Genomic DNA, 22,407 nt, shown 5'->3' with positions numbered 1-22,407 from the left:
GAACGCTCGCCCGCCTGCCCGCCGAAAGGGCACGCTCTCCCATTGCCGCGAGGGAGCGGGCTGGCCACACTGCGCCCGTCCCCTCGCCTCCTGGAGAGCCAACCATGGTGGAAGACACCCGTCCGACGGCGCACGAGCTGCTCTCACTTCCCCGCCTCGCGCCGCTGGTGCCCATGCTGTACGTCGCCTGGACGGACGGCGAGCTGAGCCACGAGGAGCTGCGCGCGCTCGGCGACGCGGCCCGCCAGCAGCCCTGGTTGGACTTGCGCTCCAACATGGTGCTGGCCCGCTGGCTGGACCCCGTCTTCCCTCCGAGCGCGGCCGAGCTCGCGGCGGTGCGGGAGCACATCCAACGCACCGCCGAGCAACTGTCCCATAGTGGGCAGCAGAGTCTCGCGGAGCTGGGCGCGCAGCTGGCGGAAGTGGTGTCGGGGAAGGACGGGCTGCCTGCGCCCATGCCGGAGCTGGCGCGCGCGCTGAAGCAGATGGAGGACTCGCTGGGCATCTCCGGCAGGGAGGCGGTGCGCTCCCTGGTGCCCGCCGCCGCCCCCGCGCCGGTGCGCCACGGCCCCACGGAGACGACCTCCTTCGACCCGGAGGCGCTGCGCGCGGTGCTGGACCGCAAGTACCCCGAGGCCCGCCAGAAGGTGCGAGCGTGGCTGGAGGCGCCGGCCTTCCGGTACGCGGACACGCACGACACGGACGCGTACCGCGACAAGGTGTTCTCCTGGCTGAAGTCGCTGGCGGACCAGGGGCTGGGCCGCATCGCCTACCCGGAAGGGGACGAGACGCGCGCGGACCTGGGCGCCTTCATCGCCGCGTTCGAGACGCTGGCCTTCTTCGACTTGAGCCTCGTGGTGAAGGCGGGCGTGCACTTCGGCCTCTTCGGCGCGAGCATCCTCTTCCTCGGCACGGAGCGGCACCACCGCGAGTACCTGCCGAAGGTGGCCTCGCTGGAGCTGCCCGGCTGCTTCGCCATGAGCGAGCTGCGCCACGGCTCCAACGTGCGCGACGTGGAGACGACGGCCCGCTACGACGCGGAGGCCGGCGAGTTCATCGTGCACACGCCCTCGGACGGCGCGCGCAAGGAGTGGATTGGCAACGCCGCGCGCCACGGGCGCCTCGCCACGGTCTTCGCCCAGCTGGAGGTGGGCGGCAAGGCGCTCGGTGTCCACGCGCTGCTGGTGCCGCTGCGCGACACGCACGGCAAGGTGCTGCCGGGAGTCCGCATCGAAGACTGCGGCGAGAAGATGGGCCTCAACGGCGTGGACAACGGCCGCATCTGGTTCGACCACGTGCGCGTCCCGCGAGAGAACCTGCTGGACCGCTTCGGCCAGGTGGACGCGAAGGGCGAGTACCACAGCACCATCCCCGGGGACTCGAAGCGCTTCTTCACCATGCTGGGCACGCTGGTGGCGGGCCGGGTGAGCGTGGCGTGCGCGGCGCTGAGCGCGGCCAAGAGCGGCCTCACCATTGCCGTGCGCTACGGCGACATGCGGCGCCAGTTCGGCCCGGTGGGCGCGCAGGAGGTGCGGCTGCTGGACCACCAGACGCACCAGCTGCGGCTCTTGAAGCCGCTGGCGAAGACGTACGCGCTGGACTTCGCGCTGGAGTACCTGGTGGAGCGGTACGTGAAGCGCACGGAGGAGGACGCGCGCGAAGTGGAGTCCCTGGCGGCGGGCCTCAAGGCGTACGCCTCGTGGCACACCACGGCGGTGCTCCAGGAGGCGCGCGAGGCATGCGGCGGCCAGGGCTACCTGACGGCCAACCGGGTGCCGGCGCTGAAGGCGGACACGGACGTGTTCACCACCTTCGAGGGCGACAACACGGTGCTGATGCAGCTCGTCGCCAAGGGCCTGCTCACGGGCTACCGGCAGCGCTTCGAGGACGACCGCGTCTTCGCGGTGCTGAAGCTCCTGGCGGACCGGGCCGTGGGGGTGGTGGAGCGCAACCCCTTCAGCACGCGCCGCACGGAGAGCGAGCACCTGCGCGACGGCGACTTCCAGCTCCGCGTGCTGCGCTACCGCGAAGAGGACCTGCTGGCCTCGGTGTCGCGGCGGCTGCGCAAGCGGCTGGGCGCGGGAGTGGAGGCCTTCGAGGCCTTCAACCAATGCCAGGAGCACCTGCTGGCGCTGGCGCACGCGCACGTGGAGCGGCTGGTGCTGGAGCAGTTCCTCAAGGGCGTGGCGGCGGTGCAGGAGCCGGGGCTGAAGACGGTGCTGGGACGGCTGTGCGACCTCTATGGCCTGTCGTGCCTGGAGTCGGCCAGCGGCTGGTTCCTGGAGCACGGGCTCCTGGAGGGGTCCAAGGCGAAGGCCATCCGCAAGGAGGTGGAGCGACTGTGCGCGGAGGTGCGGCCGGACGCGGTGGCGCTGGTGGACGCGTTTGGGATTCCGGACACCAGCCTCGCCGCGCCCATCGGCCTGGGCCGGCTGGCGCCATGACTCCAGCCGCCGGGGTTCACCCTCCGGTGGCTTCGCCGTCCGCAGGCTGGGCGGACAGCCGCTCCAGGCGCGTCATCCAGCTCGCGAAGTGAGGGCATTCCCGCCGGACCGCGGTCAGGCCAATCCGGCTTACCGCCGCCGGGCCGAAGAAGGTCTTGTCGTACGCGGGAAAGAGCTGGATGAGCCGCTTGGATGGAGCGGTCTCCGGTGAGTCGTTGATGTGCTCGGGCGTCTCGAAGGCGCCGCGAATCTTCTGGAGCTGCTGAAGCTGGGCGGGGTTGGCGCCGAGGACCTGGCTCGTCGCCTCCACGTCACTGAAGAGGAGCGCCTCGAACTCGTGGGCCTGGATGTACGGAACGAAGCGGGAGCCCCCTCCTATATCGGCGGCCAGGGCCGCCTCCAGCCTCGCTACCCATTCCAGGATGGGGGTGCCGCCCCGAGGCACAGCTGGCTGCGGGAAATCATCGGGCAGGGCGTAGTAGTCGAACATGGTGGAGACGAGCGCCTGAGGGTCCTGTGACAGCCAGCGCTGGATGTCCTGCCGTGCCTTGGCATAGCTGAGCAGCCCGCCCCGGTAGATGCGCTGCTTGCGGCGCCCCGTCTCGACACAACGGGCCACCGTGAAGACCTGATGCTCTCCCAGGTGGGGAGCGAGTAGATCCCGCACGAAGGTCTCCTCGGTCTGTCCCTCGACGATGATGTTCAGCCGAATCACCGGGAGGGCCTCCCCCCCAGGACGTTCTTCATCCACAGCTCGCCCAGGCTGTACTCCTCCATCCACTGCGCGAACTCCAAGGAGGAGAGCCGCTTGAACGTCGACTGCCCGCCGCGCCGCTCCACGACGATGAGGTCCTCCAATTCCAGCAGGTCGATGAGGGTGACGGATTGGGTGGCGAGGATGAGCTGGGTCCGGGTCGAAGCGCTTCGCAGCAGGGAGGCCAGGACGTTGATGGCGTAGGGATGAAGGCCCAGCTCCGGCTCGTCGATGAGGATGGTGGACGGCAGCTCGGGCTGAAGCAGCAACGTCGCGAGGCAGATGAACCTCAACGTCCCGTCAGAGAGCTGGTGCGCCAGGAATGGAAAGTCGGAGCCCTGCTCCCGCCACTCCAGCTCGATGGAGTTGGGGGCGAGCGGCGAGGGGCGCAGCAGGAAGTCGTCAAAGGAAGGCATCACCTGCCGGACCGCGTCGCGGATGCGCTCGTACTCAGCCCGGTGCTGCACCTGCAATCGATAGAGGAAGGCTGCCAGATTGCCCGCGTCCGCGCGCAAGAAGAGGTTGTCGTTGAGAGCGCCTACCCGCTTGACGTTCGCCGCGTCGCTCGTGTCGTGGAAGTGGTAGACGCGCCAGGCCCGGAGAGCGGGAAGGATCGTGGTGTATATTGGAACCACCTCGTGCTGAGCGCTGGGCACCTGGCTCTCTGTATGGCCAGGCACCAGAGCCCACTTAAAGGGTATTCCCTCGCGAGTGATGAACGAGGCTGACTCCTCTAGGAAGATCAGCCGGTTATCCACCGTGGGCACGAGGCTGAAGACGTACCCGTTCTGTCCAAAGTAGAGCTCGGCCTTGAGTTCAGGAGTCGTTCGCCGCCCATAGTGCAGCAGCGCGTCCGGCCCCCCGCGCTGAGCCACATGGAGCTGGAGCCGACCTTCGATCAGCTCATTCAAGAGCCGGAAGAAGGCGATGAAGTTGCTCTTGCCCGCGCTGTTCGCACCGATGAGCACGTTGAGCTGACGAAGCTCCAGCCCTTCTAGCGACCGGATCGACTTGAAGCCCTTGATGGTCAGCTTCTCGAGTTGGGCCATGACGGACTCGCTCCCAGAGTCGATGCGGTACGGCGATAGTCCCGCTTATCGCACCGGCCCCCAGTCGGGGAAGGACTGGCTCACGCACCGGGGTGTGCAGAGGATCCAACAGGACTCCCGCCTCTCGCCCCCATGGGGCGCCCTGAGGTGAACGGTTGCGGGGCCGGGGCGCTGACGGGCTTGCGATGGCCCGGGCAGACTCCCCGTCCCCATGACCCGACATGTGACGCTGTGGCTCTGTGCCCTGGGGTGGCTGTCCGGCTGCGCCACCCTGTCTCCCGTGGAGCGCACCGCCGCGCTGGAAGCGCAGAACAAGGAGCGCGCGCGGCTGCTCACCGAGGAGCTCTACAACCTGCGCAAGCTGGACCGCATCCCCGAGTACATCGCCCAGGACTTCGTGGACCACTCACCGGGCACGCCGCCGGACGCCGTGGGCCCGGCCCTGGTGCGCCAGCAGGCCGAGGCCAGCTTCCAGCAGTTCCCCGACCTCAAGTTCGACATCCTCCACCTCGTCGCGGACGGCGACCTGGTGGTGGTGCACTGGAAGGCCCTGGGCTCGGACCCGAAGAACCTGGACGAGACGGGCAAGCCGAAGCCGCTCCTGCTCAACGGGCACTCGCTGTACCGCATGCGCGACGGCAAGGTGGTGGAGGCCTGGGACATCTCCGACAGGCTCTCCCCCCTCCTCCAGCGCGGCTACAAGGTAGTGCCCCCGAAGCCGTGACGCGCCGTCACTGCACGCCGGGCGCGCGGAACACCTCGCCGTCGCGCCCTTCCACCACCAGGCTGGCCGCGTCGGACGCATTCACCCGCAGCGCCACGCGAGCCTGACCGCGCCGGTCCACCAGCAGCAGGTTGGGCGCGCCGTGCTCGTCCGCGCCCAGAATCGCGCGCGGCCGCCCATTGGCATCCGCCAACTCCAGCCGCGACGAGCCATCCACCTGGAGCCCCACGGAGAACAGGTCCGCGCCGCCGGGCTTGGACAGCGTCAGGCGCGGCGCCTCGTCCGAGTACACGGTGAGCTCCGCCAGCGACTCACCGGCCGCGGTGGAGAAGCGCAGCCGGGGCGAGCCGTCCACGCCCACGCCCAGCAGTGCGCGCGGCCTGCCCTCGCCGTCGCGCAGCACCAGGGCCGCGTTGCCTCCCTCGTCGGTGCCCAGGGTGGCGCGCGTGCGCCCGCGGGTATCGGTGAGCACCAGCCGGGACGCCACCAGCTCCCCGGTCGGCACCGCCGAATCCCGCAGCGCCGCGGCGCCCAGTCCCAGTCCGGCCAGTGCGAGCGCGACGAAGGTCAGCCCCTGCCACCGCCGGCAGCGGCGCTCCAGCCGCTCCATCCGTGCCTCGAGCGTGTCCATCCGAGAGCCTCCTGCCCGTGCAACCCGCGCGCCGGGAAGAGCTGAACGTAACGGAAGAACGACCCGCCCGCGCGCCCATCTGTCCGGCAGTGACACCGCATCCACACCGCCCGTGGTCCTCGCGGGCCTCCTGCCCTAAGTCGAACCCCGGCTCCGGCCCCAGCCTTCCCGAAGCCCCACCCTTTCAGGAGGTCTCATGCCCGCACGACTCCGGGTGCTGTCCCTGCTGCTGCTCGCGCTCACCGCCTGTGTGCGCAACCCCGCCACCGGCAAGCGGATGCTGTCCCTCGTGTCCCAGGACGAGGAGATTTCCCTCGGCAAGCAGGGCGCGCTGGAGGTGAAGCAGTCCATCGGCCTGCTCGACGCGCCGAAGGTGCAGGAGTACGTGGCGGCGGTGGGCCTGCCCATGGCGCGCAGCTCGGAGCGGCCGGAGTTGCCGTGGACGGTGCAGGCGGTGGACGACCCGGTGGTGAACGCCTTCGCGCTGCCGGGTGGCCCCGTCTTCGTCACCCGGGGGCTGCTCACCCACCTCAACTCGGAGGCGGAGCTGGCGTCGGTGCTGGGGCACGAAATCGGCCACATCACCGCGCGGCACTCCGTGGAGCAGCTCTCCCAGGCGCAGCTCGCGCAGGTCGGCCTCGTGGTGGGCAGCGTCCTCAGCGAGGACTTCGCGAAGTATGGCGGGCTGGCCGCGGCGGGCCTCCAGCTCCTCTTCCTCAAGTACGGCCGCGACGACGAGCGCCAGGCCGACGAGCTGGGCTTCCGCTACATGCTGGAGGCCGGCTACGACGTGCGCGAGGCGGCCAACGTCTTCGTCACCCTCGGCCGCGTCGGTGAGTCCGCCGGAGGCAGCCTGCCCTCCTGGCTGTCCACGCACCCCGACCCGGGCGAGCGCGTCAAGACGGCTCGAGCGCGCGCCGAGCAGGCCCACGTGGACGTCACCCGCCTGAAGCAGCGGCGCGAGGAGTACCTCGCCATGCTCCAGGGCATGGCCTACGGAGAGGACCCGCGACAGGGCTTCTTCCAGGGCAGCCGCTTCCTCCACCCGGGCCTGCGCTTCCAGCTCACCTTCCCGCAGGGCTGGAAGACGGCGAACCAGACGCAGGCGGTGCTCGCCGTCAGCCCCAAGGAGGAAGCCCTCCTCGGGCTGGCGCCGGCGGGCAACGTGTCACCCCAGGAGGCGATGAAGGCCTTCGTCACGCAGCAGGGCATCCAGGTGATGGACACGCCGACCACGGGCTACCCGGCGGGCTCGGTGTACTTCCAGGCGCAGACGGAGCAGGGCACCATCCGGGGTGTCACCACCTTCTTCACGCACGCGGGCGCGACGTTTCAGCTGCTCGGCTACACGACGGCGGCGCAGTTGCCGGCGTACGACAGCGCCTTCCGCGACACCTTCAACAGCTTCGGCGAGCTGACGGACGCGGCGGCGCTGGCGGTGCAGCCGGCCCGGGTCGAGCTGGTGAAGCTCGAGGCGCCCATGACGGTGCGCGAGTTCCATCAGAAATACCCCTCCACCATTCCGGTAGAGGAGGTGGCGCTCATCAACGGCGTGCAGCCCGGGGACACGCTGCCCGCGGGCCACACGGTGAAGCGCGTCACGGGAGGCGTGAAGCCCCCGCGGTGACGCGCGGGACGGCGACCTCAGTTCTCGTAGCCGTCCTTGTCCGCATCACCGCTGTCGTCGGTGCCGTGGTCGATGTCCTCGGAGTCGATGCTGGCGCTGCTGTTGATGGGACGGCCGCCGCCGAACAGGAAGCCGAGCTTGAACTGCACGAAGCCACCGCCGAAGCCGGAGGCCACCTCGGAGTCCGACTGGGAGGTGTTCACCTCGCCCAGCACGGGCACGGACACGCCCACTTCGGGCATCAGGCGGAAGCCCTCGGTGACGCGCAGCGCGTAGCCCACGGAGGCGCCCACGCTGAGGATGTTGACGGCGGCGCCCTCCTCCAGCGCGCTGCCGGACAGGCGGGTGCCGGTGACGCGGGGCCCGAGCACGAACTCCGAGCCGCCGCTCGTCTTGAAGCCCACCAGCAGGGGCAGGGCCACGTTGACGTAGCTGATGCTGCTGTCGCTGTCTCCGGAGCCCAGGAACACGCCCGACACGGAGGGCGCCAGGGAGATGGCCTTGCCCGGGTCTCGCGGGTCGGTCAGCAGGAACTTGCTCTGCAGCTCCACCAGGGACGAGCCGAAGCGGACGCCGAGGTCCACGCTGTCGGACACGCCATAGCGCGCGGACAGGTCGACGTGCGGGTAGTAGATGCTGCCGCCGCCGACGTCGTCACTGATGACGGCCGCGCCGCCCACGCCGGGCTCGATGCCAAACTGGAACTTGCCCGAACCCAGGGTGTCCGCCGTCTGCACCTGGCTGACAGAGACACAGCCGGTTCCAAACGCCATGAACAACGCGGCACCCGCGACGACTCGACGCATCATTTGCTTTCCCCTCGCACACCAGAACGTTCCGCAATGGAACCTGGCAGGCCTCTCGGACGTCGCGGGGGGCCCGATATTCACAGGAATTAACAGAAACTGGATTCGCCACTCAGAAGTCGCGAGAGACCCGCACGGCGAGGCAAAAGGCAGACCGCGCATGAACGACGCAGAGCGGAAGCGACTCGAAGAGGCCTACCGGGCAACGCGCTACGTCATCCGGCCCCACGCCTTCACGAGAGGAAGGGAGTGGGTGTTGCGAGTGGGCGTGCTCCACCCCGAGCTGGACACCGCGCTGACCGCACGATGCCACCGCGAGTGGGCCTTCCTGACGGCCTGGAATCCGGGGTCGCGCCCACGAGACATGGACGAGAACGAGCGGGCCCAGCAGCAATTGAAGTCAGAGCTGGCGGCGGGAGGCTGGGAGGTGGTGGATGCCATCGGCGTGGCGGAGGACGAGGGCTGGTCTGAGGACAGCTTCTTCGTCCCAGGACTGCCTCGCGCGGAGGCCGAGCGCCTGGGCCGCATCCATGGACAGGTGGCGGTGCTGGTGGGCCGTGTCGGCACGCCAGCGGAATTGCTGTTCTGCGGGGACTCGCACACGGGGCGATGAAAAAGCAGTCGGACCGGGTACCTGGGATGCTGAACTCAAATCGTCAGAATCCTCTCTTACGGCGCATCGAGCGCGCCATTTCGAGCGCTCTGGAAGCCTCGCCACCCACGATACCGGTCCGTCCCGGTGAGGGGTCTGATTCCGCGCAGATCCCTGAAGGCCGGAACGAGCGGCGAATACACACCCATCAGCGGGCATCCTTCGCGACCGACGGCTGAAAGCCAACGGTTCTAACTGCAGATATCGCCTAATGCCCGGGGCACAGTAACTGAATCAGCTTCCAAGCCCTATAACGCCTGACGCGAGCTGCTCTGGCCCTCCCGTTATTTGTATTCAGTGGATGCCGCAGCGCCTTGTAGTCGCGGCAATCAAGTCATTGATGAGGCCGCTGGCACGAACTTTTTCGAATTCAGGTGCCTTCCTAAGCTCCTTCGGATTCTGATAGCCGAGATGCCAGGCGAGACGAATTAGAGCGGCGGCCTCCGTCAGATTTCCCTCCGTTGCTCGGATAGTTGCCAAGTTCATTATGGGACCCTGCAAATCTGGAGCGCGCCGCAGAACTTGGCGCAACAGCGCTTCCGCCTCCACCACTCGCCCATTTGACAGCCGCACCTCCGCGACTGCTGCGTCTACCAAATCGATGTCGGCGCCTTTTGCTTTGGCAGCACGCAATGATTTTTCTGCTTGCTCGAACAGTCGGGCCGCGCTCTGTGCCAACCCCATGGCCAGTAGCACCTCAGCCATGCGTTTTTCGTCAGCTTCGGTCAGGAGAGTTGAAATTTCGTTCACAGCCTCCACGCCTCGACCCAACTGAATCAGTATTCTTGCCTTGAGAAATCGGCCGTCGAACGACTGCCTCTCCGCTGCGGGCGCCTTGTCCCAGTTTACCAATGCCAACTCATACTCGCACTCGTTGGCAAAGTGCTCCGAAAGCCAAAGTGATTGTCCAGAGGCCCTCGTCGCAAGCAGCACCAGAAGGAGCGCAACTAAGGCGCTTGCATGCATTTGTCGAACGCAACCACTTCTGTGGGCATGACCGCATTGAGGTCGTCGAACCACGCCATACACGACAGATCGAGGCATCGCGCTATCTTTTCGCATTTCGCGTTACGCTTCAGCAACTGGTTCAACAGGAATCCGAAGCGCTGATTATAGTCTTTTGAAGAGGGATTCTCTGGCAGAGGAGGCGGCTCTTCGCATTCCTCCTTATTGAGGCATTCGTTGAGAATTTCGTTCGCTTTCTTCGCACAACGTTGAGCTTCGGCCACCCTGCCTGCGTTGTGCAATACCTCGGCGGCTGTGCTTCCCGTCCCATCCCTGCGATACTGTCTAGTAGTCCGTCCATCTGCGTCAAAATTGCCAACCGGATTGTTACCCGCGTACGCATAGGCGCTCGGAAACCCGACCTCGCCCAGTTTGAGGGCGAGAGTGATTCGTAACGGCGACTGAAGGAGAGGCTCCGGCTGCAGGTACCGCCCTATCGAAGGGTCATAGTAGCGGTTCCAGTTCTCGAAGAGGTCGGTCTCGGCGTCGTGGTAGTGGCCTGGGAAGCGCACCGGCGTCCAAAGCGGCTGGGCGCCCGTTTGGAAACGACGGTACTCGAAGGCGGACGCCGCAGCCCCCATCTGGGTGCGCCCCACCGTCGGAGCGCTGCCCGCGCAGGCGCAGCCAGCGGACGCGGTGTCGCAATCACCTGCGCTGGTTATCGCCAGCTTGACGCCCGTACTTCCTGGCGTCAGCCACCCCGTCCACTTATGCCGCTGGTCGGCGGCAAGCGTCTCAAGTGCAGCGCCACTGGTCGCGTCACGCACCTGCAGCGCATCCGTCGGGCTGCTGGCACAGTCAGCCCCTTGCGGTGCATACAAGTCCAGCGCGTCCACCAGTAACCGCATCTGCGTGCTCGTGCCCACAGTCGTGGGCTGCTTCAACGTCGGCCCGAACGTCCCAGTCAGCGTGCTGTAGGGGTGAGGCGTCTCCACGTCCACGCTGACGCGGTTGACGTGGCCGAAGGCGTCGTACTCGCCCGAGCCCGCCACCCGACCCTGCCCATCAAGCAGCAGCGTGGGTTTGCCCAGGTAGTCCGTCATCAGCGGGTACACGCCACACGCCGCGGCTTCGCCTGCGCGCTGGCAGTCGGCCGTACCATCCGACTCGCGTGCCCGCGCAACATCCAACCGTCCACGGATGAGCGCCACGGGCCTGCCATCCAGCCACACGTACTCGTCCGTCGGGTGCGCTGCGGGCGACAGCAGCGAGTCATTCCCCACGTCCACCAGGAGGCTGTGCCCCATGTCGTAGAAGTACTCGTCCATCGCGCCCGTCGGGTACACCTTCACCCGGCGCCGGTTGGCCGTGTCGTAGTAGTAGCTGTAGCTGGCCCCCTGCACATTGGCGGTGCGGAACACCGTGTCATTGCCGCCCTGCGCCCAGGCGCCCGGGGTGAACTCCAGCGTATGCACAGGAGTGCCTGACACCGCATTCGGCCAGCGCTTCTGTGTCACGCGGCCGTCCGCGTCGTAGGTGTACGCATAGGACAGCCAGCTGCCCGTCTGTTGACTCGTGCGCTGGGTCAGCCAGTCAGGGTGCGCAGGCGCGGCGCCGTACGTGAGCGTCCACGCATTCGCCTCCCCTGCCTCGGAAGTGCGGTTGCCACGGCCGTCATACCCGAAGGAACGAGAGCTGAAGGGCACCCCGGGCGACTGATACATAGCCGCCGCAGACGTCAAGCGCTGCATCATGTCGTACGTGTACTGGTGCGAGGGCGACGTGAAGATTTCTCCCCCCAAGAGGCAACTGAGACTGTAATTCAGCTGGTCCGCAGCCCAGACATACGTCTGACGCAGCACCGCGCCATTGCCCGCACCGGGCACCCACGAAGCGCCCGAGGCGAGCGTCGACACCCACAATGCGCGAGTGCGCCCTGTCTTGTCATTGGCCCCAACATCACCATTGGCTTCCGACGAGCAGCGGTCAACCGCCTGGCTTGCCTTGCCCAGCCGGTACTCCACGCTGACGGTGGAGGCACTGCCCTGCAGATGCTGGCGGTAGCCGCGCAGTCCTGCGTACGGCTCCCACGCCACCTGCGACAGCAGCGTCACTTCCGACGAGATGCCCCCTGCGCCAAATACCGTTGCGTGGACCTCCTGGACACGATCCGCCCATGCGCCTGTCCCATGCACGTACTGGACGGTGCGGCCGTACGGGTAGGTGATGGAGGTGAGATTCCCATTGGGACTGTAGGTGTAGGCTGTATGCGGATTGGCATTGGGGGTGGAAGCGCTGCATCCCGTACTGCCATTGCGGATGCGAACCTCGCGCACGACACGCCCCGCCCAGTCGTACCCGTACCAGGTACGTCCGAAGGAGTCGTCCCGCCAGCGCATGCGGCCCACTGTAAAATCGAGCGCACCGCATGAGGCAGGGGCCGTCTGGCTGGTGTCGTACCCCTGAGCGTAGAGCACCTCGGTGCCAGCCGTGGGGCTGAGGTGCGCCACCCGCGTCAACCGCCCGAGCACGTCATGGGTCGACTCCACATAGTCCTGCGCCGACAGCGCGGCCTGGGACGGCGTCTGCTTGACGGTCTGCTGGCCGTTGACGTCGTACGCGTATCGCGTCGCCCCTCGCGAGCTTCCCGTTCCCATCGCGGGGCTGTCCACCTGCACCAGCTGCCCGAAGTCGTCGTACGTGTAGAGCGTCGCACCGGCCCCCGGGCTGTAGGTGTCACAGTCGGTGGAGGCCGTGAGCCCTGTCTCCACACTGGTGACGTTGCCATGCGTGTCGTGCTTGAAGCACGTGCGGTACCTCGTGGCAGTATTGTTCGCGGGGAACTCATCCACCAGACTGAGCCGGTCAGCGCGGTCATACAGCATGCTGGTGCACGTGGGGGTACCGTAGTCGCAGTCCGGAGAGTTCTGCGGATAGGGCAGCCCGATGCCAGACAGATTGTTGCTGCCGTCATACCCGCGAGCGAGTCGGTAGAGTCCTGAGTTGTCCCCCCACACCTCCGTCTTGAGTCGCCGGTGGGCATCGACGGAGAAGCCGCGGACGCGCCGGACGTTGCCCGCGGCATCCAGGTAGCGCTCGTTCTGCACGGTGCCGTCCACCCAATAGGAGTACGTCACCTTCTCGCTCCAGGTGGCTCCATCCGTCACGGCCGACCTGGCACGCCACTGTAGCTTCGAAGTCATGGTGCCGCCCGCACAGGCTGCAGTCGGAGTGCCCGTCCGGTAGCAGGACACCTCGTAGTTGCCTTCGGGCAGGCGCGTCCATGTGACATGTCCGGCCGAGTCGTAGCCGTACGAGGTAGGTACCGCTGGGGCGCCGCCTGGCGGCAGCACTCGGCTACTCACCACGCGGCCATTGGCAGTGCGCGACTCCGTCAAGACGCCATTGGCGTCCGTCTGGGTGGCCACCTCTTCGCCCGTCGCGGTATCGAAGGCGTAGTCGAAGGTGGTGACCAGGGCCGTCACGCCTGTCCCCTCCTCACTGCGCTCGCTCAACTTCCCCGCGCGGGGCCACCCCGCACTGTCAGGCCAGTAGTGATAGCGCACCACCCGGTAGGACGTCCCCGAGGGGCAGTCCGTGGCAGCTTCGCTCGCCACCCAGCAGGGCCCGTGCTCCTCCAGCGTCCGGCCTTCGGGGTCGGGCGTCGTGTCTCCCGCCGTGCGCGCCGTGAAATAGAAGGTGCCACGCACGCGCGACTCATCGCTCCATGCCCCCGTCGTGGCAGTGAAGCTGCGCGTCCACCCGGACTCCAGGGTGGCCACCACCCGTGACGTGCCCGGCGCATAGCGGCTCACCTTGCGCGCCTTGCCCCCCGCGGGCATCAGCACGCTGTCGCGCTCGGTGACGGTGGGAAGCTGCTGATTCCCATTGTCATAGGCATAGGTGAAGCGCGTCTCCTCCAACGCCACGCCTCCGTCCTGGTAGAGGGCCCCCTTGAGCTCCTTCCGCTTCTCGGGCTGCACCGTCCCGGAGGAATCCGTGACGAAAGCATGGTCATAAACCGTCCAGTTGCCGCGCTTGTCCTGGACGCCCTTGAGAACAGGCGGCTCACTCGTCGTGCCGCAGGTCCAGTCGTAGCGCGTGGTCCCCGGACTGCAGCCACCGCCGGAGCAGGAGTCCGTCACGTGCAACAGCGTCGGCGCACCTCCGGCCCCCACGCTCGTGACAGAGTCATATGCACGGATCAGGTATGCCTGGGCGGCGCTCATCTTCCCCGTCAGTGCGGCTTGGTCCGTCACCTGCCGGATGGTGTAGGTGGGGCCGCAGCAGTTCTGGCCACTGGCGCAGTAACCCGTGAACGGCTTGCCGACCTGGAGATTGGCATTCACGTCCTCGTCAACCGTCACCTGGCCAGCAGCGCTGTACGTATGGCGCGCGACGAGCACATCCGAGCGCGACATCACGAGGCTCCCCACCGGGTAGTCGTACGTCTCCATTTCCCCCGTGGCGTAGTCCACCCTGGAGAGAAGGCCCGGTTGCTCCACCCCTGCCTGCTGCACGTAGGAGTACGTTGCATGCAGTCGCTCATCGGTCTGACTCGAGGCAAGGGTGACACGGCGATACAGGCGGCGGACCACGCACTGAGTCCCTCCTGTGGGCCCCAGTTGCACGTACTCGAAGCGCAGACTCTCTCCGTTGGGCAACGTCACCTGCGAGAGATAGGGCACCCCCTCGCTACCGGCCACGGTCCCCGCCACACAGGTCAGGCCCTGGGGCAATGAATAGGAGAGGGCTGCGAGCACCTTCCCGCGGTTGGATTCGATTTGAGTCAGGAAGTAGTGGCTGGGCACCACCGTCGCCCCGCTCTCATTCCACGGGGAGGTGTAGAGGTGGCGCTCTCCGGTCGGGGTCACCAGCACGAAGCCCGAGGACGTGCGCTGAAGCTTGTCCGGGGCGGAGTCACCCACCGCCTTCCCCGCCCAGCACGGCGCAGTTGCGCAAGGTGTGAAGCGGAGCTCGGCGCCATTGCCGCGCTTCACGGCGTAGAGGCCCGACTCCTGCTTCACATAGCTCCAGAGGCCATGCGACCAGAGCGCTACGCGCGGGTTGGCCGGCGCGGAGCCGAAGGGCTTCGGCGCGAGCGTATACGCCACGGGAGTTTGCGAAATCCCTCCGCCATGAAGGACGACACCAGGCGGCACACTCTGCACCCCGGAACCGGACACGAAGCTGCGAGCAAACCCCACGGAGACATTGTCCTGGGAAGCACCGAAGTCGCTCGCCCACAGCACGCTGGTGCCGGCCGCCAGGTCCACGGGCTCCCCCACGACGAGGTTTGGACGTCCAGCAGAGGAGCACTCGCATTTTTCGTCCTTGCAGTCCGGTTGATTGCAGGCGGAAACATCGCAGCGCACCTGCGGTGCCTTCACCTGGACGCCTCCAGCCAGGACGGAGTACTCCGGGTCAAGGACACACTTTCCCGTGCACCCCTCGGCGACACAGCTCTCGCCCGGCGTGCACGGCCAGTCGCCCTGACAGGTCCCACCCTTGTACTGGTTCGTCACCGGCTGGCAGGTGCCCACCGGTGTGCAGGTGACGCCGCTCAGGCAACCGCCGTCGGGAGCTGTCTGGCCCTCGTTGCAGACCTTGATGCAGCTCCCGCCGTCACACGGGCAGCTCCACGCGTGCATGACGGCCACGCCGTCACCACAAGTGGAGCCCGTGGGCAGGCAGTAGGTGAGCTGGGCCGCGGCGGGCAGCGCGCCCAGTACCGAACCAACGACGCATAGAGAAATGAAGAGGCCACGCCACTGAGCGGGAGAAGGGCTCACGAAAGGATGCTCCACGAAAGAAGAGGGGCGCGTACGGGCGCGGCCCGGTAAACCTGATTGGATTTGTGCCGAAGGCGCGTCGCGTCCGCCTCAACGCGGAGACGCGCGAAGCCGGGCGGCGTGCGGTACCCACCCCTGGGGCGGGACACAGGCACGTCCCCCTTCACCGGGGTAGAACTGGACGCAGCTCCACTCGTCGGGGCACTGGGCGAGCGTCTCGCAGGGCGTGCTGCACACATAGGCGCCTGCACGGCCCGCCGATGTCGCCTTCACATGCGCCGATTGCAGGCACAAGCGCGACGCACAATCAGAAGCACCTCCCGCCGCGCAGTCCTCGCCCGACTTCCCTGCCCCTGCCCCTGCGCGGAGCTCACGGTGTTCCGTGATGACTTTGACGGGTGCCTCCACTTCAGCGTCCCCCTGACAGGCTGCGGAGAGAAGCCCTGCCGCGACAACACTCCAGAGTCCCATGGCCCGGGAGGACCCCATCGCGCGCCACAGTCCCGGCACCCCACTCGAACACGGGTCCAGGAATGAGGGCTCACTTCGTCGCCGCATTTGACTTCTCCAGTGGTCGGCATCCCGGCCCCGAAGGGACACGACGGAATGTTGAGTTTTCAAATACCACCAAGCTCTTGCACCACAAAGCCACTCCTTCCCTACCAACAGGACGCACGGAGCCAGCTTGGGTCCATCTGGAATTTTCAACAGCAAGCGCGCTCTCGCGCACCGGCAGTGAGCGACGGCCGTGCCACCAGTATCCCTGACGAGAGTTGTTCCGTGGCCTTTCAACCACGGTAACGGCACCCGCTTGCCGCAGGGGCTTCACCTGCCTGCCATATGGCCACGACAAGGTCCGCCGACCCGAGCGGGTCCCCCATCCTCCCGCTCCAGGAGCCGCTGAGATGCAATCGACTTCGTCCCCACCGCGCCTCGGCGCGCGGCCTGGCACCTTCCTGCTCGCCGGAGCCTTCGTCACCGGCCTGCTTCTCTTCGTCCACGGCGGCTGCGGCAGCACTGATTGCGAGAGCGCCGCCGACTGCACCGACAACAACGGCGCGCCCTCCCAGGGACAGGAGTGGGTCTGCATCAACAAGACGTGCGAGACGCGGCCCACCGGGAATCCCGAGCCGGATGCGGGCACCGATGCCGGTACGGATGCGGGAACGGACGCGGGCACCACGGATGCCGGCCCCACCACGGTGAGCGTGCAGATTCTCGCGTTCAATGACTTTCACGGGCAGCTCGAGGCGCCCACGGGAGGCAATGGGCAGATTCAGACGGGCGTCCTGCCCGACGGCGGCCCGGACCGGGTGAACGCGGGCGGCGTGACGTACTTCGCGAAGCACATCCAGGACCTGCGCGAAACCAATCCCAACACGGTGGTGGTGTCCGCGGGTGACCTCATCGGCGCCACGCCGCTCCTGTCGGCGCTCTTCCACGACGAGCCCACCATCGAGGCGATGAACCAGATTGGCATCGACCTCGTCGCCGTGGGCAACCACGAGTTCGACGAGGGCAGCCCGGAATTGCTCCGCATGCAGACGGGCGGCTGCCACCCGGTGGACGGCTGCCAGGACGGAGACGGCTTCGAGGGCGCGCGGTTCAAGTACCTCGCCGCCAACGTGGCCACCGCCGCGGACCGCACCCTCTTCCCCCGCTATGACATCCGCACCTTCGAGGGCGTGAAGGTCGCCTTCATCGGAATGACGCTGGAGGGCACGCCCGAAATCGTCACGCCCACGTTCGTCTCCGGCCTGTCCTTCAAGGACGAGGTGGAGACGGTCAACAAGCTCGTCCCGGAACTGAAGCAGCAGGGCGTGGAGGCCATCGTCGTCGTCGTCCACGAGGGCGGCGTCGCCGCCACGGGCGCGCTGGTCAACGAGTGCAAGGGCACGGGCACCACGGACGGCCTCATCTCCGGCGCCATCGTGGACATCGCCAAGGGTATCGACAACGAGGTGGACCTCATCGTCAGCGGCCACACCCACAACGCCTACAACTGCGTCATCGGCGGCAAGGTCGTCACCAGCGCCGCCTCGTACGGCCGGCTCGTCACCGACATCGACCTGAAGCTCGATAGGGCGACGGGCGAGGTGGTGGAGGCCCGGGCCAACAACGTCATCGTCACCCGCACGGTGACTGAGGACACGAACATCAAGACGCTGGTGGCGAAGTACCAGGAGCGCTCCGCGCCGCTCGCCAACCGCGTCATCGGCTATATCGCGGCGACGCTCCAGACGCCGGGAAACCAGAAGGACCCGGTGGGCCAGTCCACCATGGGCTTCGTCATCGCGGACGCGCAGCTCGCGGCCACGAAGCCGGCCAACCTGGGCGGCGCCCAGATTGCCTTCATGAATCCGGGTGGCGTGCGCGCGGACATCGCCGAGGGTGAGGTCACCTACAGCGAGGCCTTCACCACGCAGCCGTTCGGCAACAGCCTGGTCACCCTGACGCTGACCGGCGCGCAGATTGAGGCAGTGCTGGAGCGCCAGTGGCAGCAGACGCCGACGGGCGTCACCATCCGCATCCTCCAGCCGTCGGTGGGCTTCTCGTACACCTACGACGCCACCCAGCCCATCGGCAGCCGCATCGACCCCGCGAGCATCCGGCTGAACGGTCAGGTCATCGACCCGGCCACGGACTACCGCGTCACGGTGAACAACTTCCTGTCCACCGGTGGTGACGGCTTCGTGGTCCTCAACGAGGGCCGCAACCGCCTGGGCGGCGCCGTGGACACGGACGCCCTGGAGAACTACCTCAAGACGAACAGCAGCCAGGCGAGCCCGCTGCCCGCCCCCGCGCTGGACCGCATCACCGGCATCCTGCCGCCGCCCGCGCCGTAATCGCCGGGCTTCCCGTCACCCGCCTCCTTCCCTCACTGGAGGAGGCGGGTGGAACGGCGCTTCAGACCAGCCGCACCTTCGCCGCCAGGTGGTCCAGGAAGGCGCGCACGCGGGAGGGGAGCGGTCCACCCGCGCCGAGGAACACGGCGTGGATGGGCTCGGTGTCTCCGGGGTTGAAGTCCTCCAGCACGGCCACGAGCCGGCCCGCGGAGAGGTCCTCCTTCACCTGGAACGCGGCGAGCCGGGCCAGTCCCAGCCCTCCGAGCGCGAGCTGGCGCAGCGCCTCGCCGTCGCTCGCGTGGGCATTGCCGCGCGGCATCACCGTGACGGGCGTGCCCCGCTCCACGAGCGGCCACCCCTCCACCGCGCGCGCATAGCCGAAGCGGAGCAGGTTGTGCCGCTCCAGCTCTCTCGGCGCTGCCGGAGTGCCGGCGCGCTTCAGGTAGGCCGGCGCCCCGACGATGACCATGCGTGTCTCGCCCAGCTTGCGCGCGACGAGGTCGGAGCTCTTGAGCGGCCCGCTGCGAATCGCCACGTCCGTGCGCTCCTCCAGGAGGTCGACCACCGCGTCGGTGAGGACGAGGTCCAGGCAGACGGCCGGGTGGCGGGCGAGGAACTCTGGCACGAGGGGCAGCAGGAAGTGCCTCCCGAAGGGCACGCTCGCGTTGACGCGCAGCAGGCCCCGGGGCGTGGTGCTCGCGGCGGCCCCTCGCTCGGCCTCCTCCAGGTCCGCGAGGATGCGGACGCTCCGCTCGTAGAAGGTGACGCCCTCCGGGGTGAGCTGGAGCTTCCGCGTGGAGCGGTTCACCAGCCGGGCGCCCAGCCGCTCCTCGAGGCGGGACACGAGCTTGCTCACCGCGGAAGGCGTCATCCGGAACGCGCGCGCCGCGGCGGAGAAGCCGCCGAGGTCGACGACCTTCGCGAACACCTCCATCTCTCCCGAGCGGTTGACGTCCAGACGCGCCATCGTGAGTTCACCTCACAGGTCCTGTGCTGTGTGCCCGCGTGGCCCACGAGCGGTGCGGAGCCCATTATCAGGAGCGTTCGCGCTTGTCGCCGCGAGGAAGGCCCCGTCGGGGACCACTCCGCGGCGCCCGCGCGCCTGCGCCACTTTCATGGGAGTCATGCGCATGAGCCCGAAGCACAAGGTCGCCCTGGTCGTCGGAGCCCAGGGAGTCATCGGCCGCAACCTCGTCACCCACCTCGCGTCGCTCGGCGACTGGGATGTCATCGGCCTGTCTCGGCGGGGCGGCCCCTCGGAGGGCCGCGTCCGGCACGTGGAGGTGGACCTGCTCGACGCGGCCGACTGCCGCGCGAAGCTGGGTGGCCTCACCCACGTCACGCACATCTTCTACGCCGCGTACCAGGACCGGCCGACCTGGGCGGAGCTGGTGCCGCCCAACCTCGCCATGCTGGTCAACGTCGTCGACGCCGTGGAGCCCATCGCCCCCGGCCTGCGGCACATCAGCCTGATGCAGGGCTACAAGGTCTACGGCGCGCACCTGGGCCCGTTCAAGACGCCGGCCCGCGAGACGGACGCGAACCACATGCCGCCCGAGTTCAACGTGGACCAGCAGGCGTTCCTGGAGGCGCGGCAGCAGGGCAAGGCGTGGAGCTGGTCCGCCATCCGCCCGTCCGTGGTGTGCGGCTTCGCGCTGGGCAACCCGATGAACCTGGCAATGGTCATCGCCGTGTATGCCGCCATCTCGAAGGAGCTGGGGTTGCCGCTGCGCTTCCCCGGCAAGCCGGGCGCCTACGACTCGCTGCTGGAGATGACGGACGCGGGGCTGCTGGCGAAGGCCACGGTGTGGGCGGCCACCGACGAGCGCTGCGCCAACCAGGCCTTCAACATCAACAATGGCGACCTGTTCCGGTGGAGCGAGCTGTGGCCGAAAATCGCCCGCCACTTCGGCCTGGAGGTAGCCCCGCCGCTGCCCATGTCGCTGGATGTCGTCATGGCCGACAAGGAGCCGCTGTGGAAGCGCATGCAGGAGAAGCACGGACTGGAGCGGCACGCCTATAAAGACGTGTCCTCCTGGCGCTTCGGCGACTTCGTCTTCTCCTGGAACTACGACATGTTCGCCGACGGCACCAAGGCGCGCCGCTTCGGCTTCCACGAGTACGTGGACACGGAGGCGATGTTCCTGGGCATCTTCGACGACTTCCGGCGCCGCCGCGTCATCCCCTGAGCCGCGCGTCCACGCGGCCACGCACGGGCAAAGCGACTACCATGCGGGAAGAGGTCCACCGCATGGCCAAGCAGTTCCCCCAGCTCGAGCCCGCCCACCGTGAGTTCATCCAGCGCCAGCGGGTGTTCTTCACCGCGTCCGCCGCGTCCACCGGACACGTGAATCTCTCGCCCAAGGGCCTCGACGCGCTCCGCGTGCTCGACGACAAGAGCGTCGCCTGGCTCGACCTCACCGGCAGCGGCAACGAGACGGCCGCGCACCTGCTCGCGGACGGGCGGCTCACCCTCATGTTCTGCGCCTTCGAGGGGCCACCCCAGATTCTGCGCCTCTACGGGCGCGGCCGGGCGCTCCGTCGCGGCGGCCCCGAGTACACGCGCGTGCTCACCTCCCATTTCGGCGGCGAGGAGCCGCTCGGCGCGCGGCAGATCATCCTGCTCGACATCGAGCTGGTGCAGACCTCATGCGGCTACGGCGTGCCGCTCTACGCGTACGAAGGTGAGCGCCCCACGCTCACGAAGTGGGCCGAGGCCAAGGGCCCCGAGGGCCTCGACACCTACCGGCGCCAGAAGAACGTGCGCAGCCTCGACGGGCTGCCAACCGGCCTCCTCGACGAGACTGCCTGACGTCAGGGAGCCGGCACCCCCCGGCCCTGGCCCGCGCCGGGCACGCCGAGCCCGCTCCCGCCCTCGGCCGGCCTGGGAAGCTCGCCCGGAATGATTTCGATTTCCCGCACGCTCGTCACCTGGCGGGCCAGCTCGTCGAACTCCAGCTCCAGCCCGCGTCCGGGCTTGTCCGCCAGCCCGAAGCGGATGCGCCAGTAATTGGGGCGCAGCTCCACCGCTTCGCTGTCGGCCTCGGCCAACAGGAAGCTGTTGTTCCGGGCGTATTCCTCCCCCGCCTGGATGACGTCCCGCTGCCCGAGCTCCTGCTGGATGGAATACGCCGAGGGAGGCTCGGGCGACCTGCCGGTGGGAGGGGTGGCACACGCGGCGCTGACCAGGATGACGCCAGGCAGGAGCATGCGCGGGACGAAGCGCGGGCGGGGCGGAGGCATACCTGGAGATTGAGCATGGACCGTGCCACGCGCAGGCAAGGGAGCACGCGTTGCCGGCGCGAAGAACCTGCGCCTGCCCGGGCTACCAGCGCAGGGACTGCGCCGGTGCCTCTCGGGAATCGCCCCGCTCATCCCCTGCCCGCGTCCTGATGCGCTTCACGAAGACGTCCCGGGGCAGCCGGCCGCCCGCCCGCTGGAGCGGACGGGGGGCGGCGCCAGCCTGGGATTACTTCCCGGCGGTGGGGGAGATGATGCGCTGCTTCTCCACCACCTCGTCGATGAGGCCGTACTGCCGGGCATCCTCGGCGCTCATGAAGTAGTCGCGCTCGGTGTCCTTCTCGATGCGCTCGATGGTGTGGCCCGTGTGCTTCACGATGAGGCCGTTGATGTAGCTGCGCAGGCGGAGGATTTCCTTGGCCTGGATGTCGATGTCCGTGGCCTGGCCCTGCGCGCCGCCCAGCGGCTGGTGAATCATGATGCGGCTGTTGGGGAGCGCGTAGCGCTTGCCCTTGGCGCCGGCCAGCAGCAGCAGCGCGCCCATGGAGGCCGCCTGCCCGACGCAGATGGTGGACACCGGACACTTCACGTACTGCATGGTGTCGTAGATGGCGAGGCCGGCCGTCACCGAGCCACCCGGCGAGTTGATGTAGAGGTTGATGCCCTTGTCGGGGTCCTCGGACTCCAGGAACAGGAGCTGGGCCACGATGATGTTGGCCACGTCGTCGTTGACGGGCGTGCCCAGCATGATGATGCGGTCCTTGAGGAGCCGGCTGTAGAGGTCGTACGCCCGCTCGCCGCGGTGCGTGGTCTCAATGACGAAGGGGACGTTCATGGCCCCAGTACCCTAATCGTCCTCGTCCCGGCGCGCCCGTCCCTTCTTCCCGGAGCGTACGC

At 67.8% G+C, this 22,407-nt stretch carries 16 protein-coding genes; 7 read left to right on the top strand and 9 right to left on the bottom strand.

Annotated elements, in window-relative coordinates:
- The first annotated feature begins 104 nt into the window (after nucleotides 1–104).
- Nucleotides 105–2,444 (top strand): acyl-CoA dehydrogenase family protein, encoded by a 2,340-nt coding sequence (locus G4D86_RS47665; RefSeq protein WP_164002211.1) that lies wholly within the window; start codon nucleotides 105–107, stop codon nucleotides 2,442–2,444.
- Nucleotides 2,445–2,460: 16 nt separating this feature from the next.
- On the opposite strand, the gene G4D86_RS47660 is transcribed toward G4D86_RS47665, so the two are convergent.
- Together G4D86_RS47660 and G4D86_RS47655 are read right to left on the bottom strand one after the other, a co-directional pair.
- The gene (locus tag G4D86_RS47660; protein WP_164002210.1) at nucleotides 2,461–3,159 is read right to left on the bottom strand and encodes a DUF4276 family protein; all 699 of its coding nucleotides are present in this window, start codon (nucleotides 3,157–3,159) and stop codon (nucleotides 2,461–2,463) included.
- Complete coding sequence (locus tag G4D86_RS47655; RefSeq protein ID WP_164002209.1) at nucleotides 3,156–4,247, bottom strand: AAA family ATPase; 1,092 nt, start codon at nucleotides 4,245–4,247, stop codon at nucleotides 3,156–3,158. Before G4D86_RS47655 ends, G4D86_RS47660 begins: the two co-directional genes overlap by 4 nt.
- 211 nt (nucleotides 4,248–4,458) lie before the next feature.
- On the opposite strand from G4D86_RS47655, the gene G4D86_RS47650 reads away from it, so the two are divergent.
- Nucleotides 4,459–4,971 carry an ester cyclase gene (locus G4D86_RS47650; protein ID WP_164002208.1) on the top strand — a complete coding sequence of 171 codons (513 nt, stop codon included), beginning with the start codon at nucleotides 4,459–4,461 and terminating at the stop codon, nucleotides 4,969–4,971.
- A gap of 7 nt (nucleotides 4,972–4,978) precedes the next feature.
- Here the strand turns inward: G4D86_RS47650 and G4D86_RS47645 are convergent, their stop codons facing one another.
- Complete coding sequence (locus G4D86_RS47645) at nucleotides 4,979–5,602, bottom strand: hypothetical protein (protein WP_164002207.1); 624 nt, start codon at nucleotides 5,600–5,602, stop codon at nucleotides 4,979–4,981.
- 196 nt (nucleotides 5,603–5,798) lie between these two features.
- On the opposite strand from G4D86_RS47645, the gene G4D86_RS47640 reads away from it, so the two are divergent.
- Nucleotides 5,799–7,229 (top strand): M48 family metalloprotease, encoded by a 1,431-nt coding sequence (locus tag G4D86_RS47640; protein ID WP_164002206.1) that lies wholly within the window; start codon nucleotides 5,799–5,801, stop codon nucleotides 7,227–7,229.
- Nucleotides 7,230–7,246: 17 nt separating this feature from the next.
- Here the strand turns inward: G4D86_RS47640 and G4D86_RS47635 are convergent, their stop codons facing one another.
- Entirely contained in the window at nucleotides 7,247–8,038 is a 792-nt protein-coding gene (locus G4D86_RS47635; protein WP_240360883.1) for a hypothetical protein, read from the bottom strand.
- Between the two features lie 157 nt (nucleotides 8,039–8,195).
- Here G4D86_RS47635 and G4D86_RS47630 point away from each other — a divergent pair, with 157 nt between their 5' ends.
- Nucleotides 8,196–8,648 (top strand): DUF3293 domain-containing protein, encoded by a 453-nt coding sequence (locus G4D86_RS47630; protein ID WP_164002205.1) that lies wholly within the window; start codon nucleotides 8,196–8,198, stop codon nucleotides 8,646–8,648.
- Between the two features lie 333 nt (nucleotides 8,649–8,981).
- Here the strand turns inward: G4D86_RS47630 and G4D86_RS47625 are convergent, their stop codons facing one another.
- Both G4D86_RS47625 and G4D86_RS47620 read right to left on the bottom strand, forming a co-directional pair.
- Nucleotides 8,982–9,653: a tetratricopeptide repeat protein gene (locus G4D86_RS47625; protein ID WP_164002204.1), complete on the bottom strand. Its 672-nt coding sequence runs from the start codon at nucleotides 9,651–9,653 to the stop codon at nucleotides 8,982–8,984.
- Entirely contained in the window at nucleotides 9,635–15,424 is a 5,790-nt protein-coding gene (locus tag G4D86_RS47620) for an RHS repeat-associated core domain-containing protein (protein WP_164002203.1), read from the bottom strand. The genes G4D86_RS47625 and G4D86_RS47620 overlap by 19 nt, the downstream gene beginning before the upstream one ends.
- A gap of 905 nt (nucleotides 15,425–16,329) precedes the next feature.
- On the opposite strand from G4D86_RS47620, the gene G4D86_RS47615 reads away from it, so the two are divergent.
- Nucleotides 16,330–18,270 carry a bifunctional metallophosphatase/5'-nucleotidase gene (locus G4D86_RS47615; RefSeq protein WP_164002202.1) on the top strand — a complete coding sequence of 647 codons (1,941 nt, stop codon included), beginning with the start codon at nucleotides 16,330–16,332 and terminating at the stop codon, nucleotides 18,268–18,270.
- Nucleotides 18,271–18,331: 61 nt separating this feature from the next.
- Here the strand turns inward: G4D86_RS47615 and G4D86_RS47610 are convergent, their stop codons facing one another.
- Nucleotides 18,332–19,237, bottom strand: a complete 906-nt coding sequence (locus G4D86_RS47610; RefSeq protein ID WP_164002201.1) for a LysR family transcriptional regulator — start codon at nucleotides 19,235–19,237, stop codon at nucleotides 18,332–18,334.
- Between the two features lie 163 nt (nucleotides 19,238–19,400).
- On the opposite strand from G4D86_RS47610, the gene G4D86_RS47605 reads away from it, so the two are divergent.
- Together G4D86_RS47605 and G4D86_RS47600 are read left to right on the top strand one after the other, a co-directional pair.
- Nucleotides 19,401–20,459: an SDR family oxidoreductase gene (locus G4D86_RS47605; RefSeq protein ID WP_164002200.1), complete on the top strand. Its 1,059-nt coding sequence runs from the start codon at nucleotides 19,401–19,403 to the stop codon at nucleotides 20,457–20,459.
- A 62-nt stretch (nucleotides 20,460–20,521) separates the two neighbouring features.
- Nucleotides 20,522–21,082 carry a pyridoxamine 5'-phosphate oxidase family protein gene (locus tag G4D86_RS47600; protein ID WP_164002199.1) on the top strand — a complete coding sequence of 187 codons (561 nt, stop codon included), beginning with the start codon at nucleotides 20,522–20,524 and terminating at the stop codon, nucleotides 21,080–21,082.
- 2 nt (nucleotides 21,083–21,084) lie between these two features.
- On the opposite strand, the gene G4D86_RS47595 is transcribed toward G4D86_RS47600, so the two are convergent.
- On the bottom strand, nucleotides 21,085–21,513 hold the full coding sequence (locus G4D86_RS47595; RefSeq protein WP_164002198.1) for a hypothetical protein: 429 nt from the start codon (nucleotides 21,511–21,513) through the stop codon (nucleotides 21,085–21,087).
- A gap of 226 nt (nucleotides 21,514–21,739) precedes the next feature.
- Nucleotides 21,740–22,345 (bottom strand): ATP-dependent Clp endopeptidase proteolytic subunit ClpP, encoded by a 606-nt coding sequence (clpP, locus tag G4D86_RS47590; protein WP_164002197.1) that lies wholly within the window; start codon nucleotides 22,343–22,345, stop codon nucleotides 21,740–21,742.
- Nucleotides 22,346–22,407: the final 62 nt, after the last annotated feature.

The sequence above is a fragment of the Pyxidicoccus caerfyrddinensis genome (assembly GCF_010894405.1).
GTDB lineage: Bacteria > Myxococcota > Myxococcia > Myxococcales > Myxococcaceae > Myxococcus > Myxococcus caerfyrddinensis.
The sequence above is the reverse complement of the archived record's forward strand: the minus strand, read 5'-3'. Positions and strand labels throughout refer to the sequence as shown.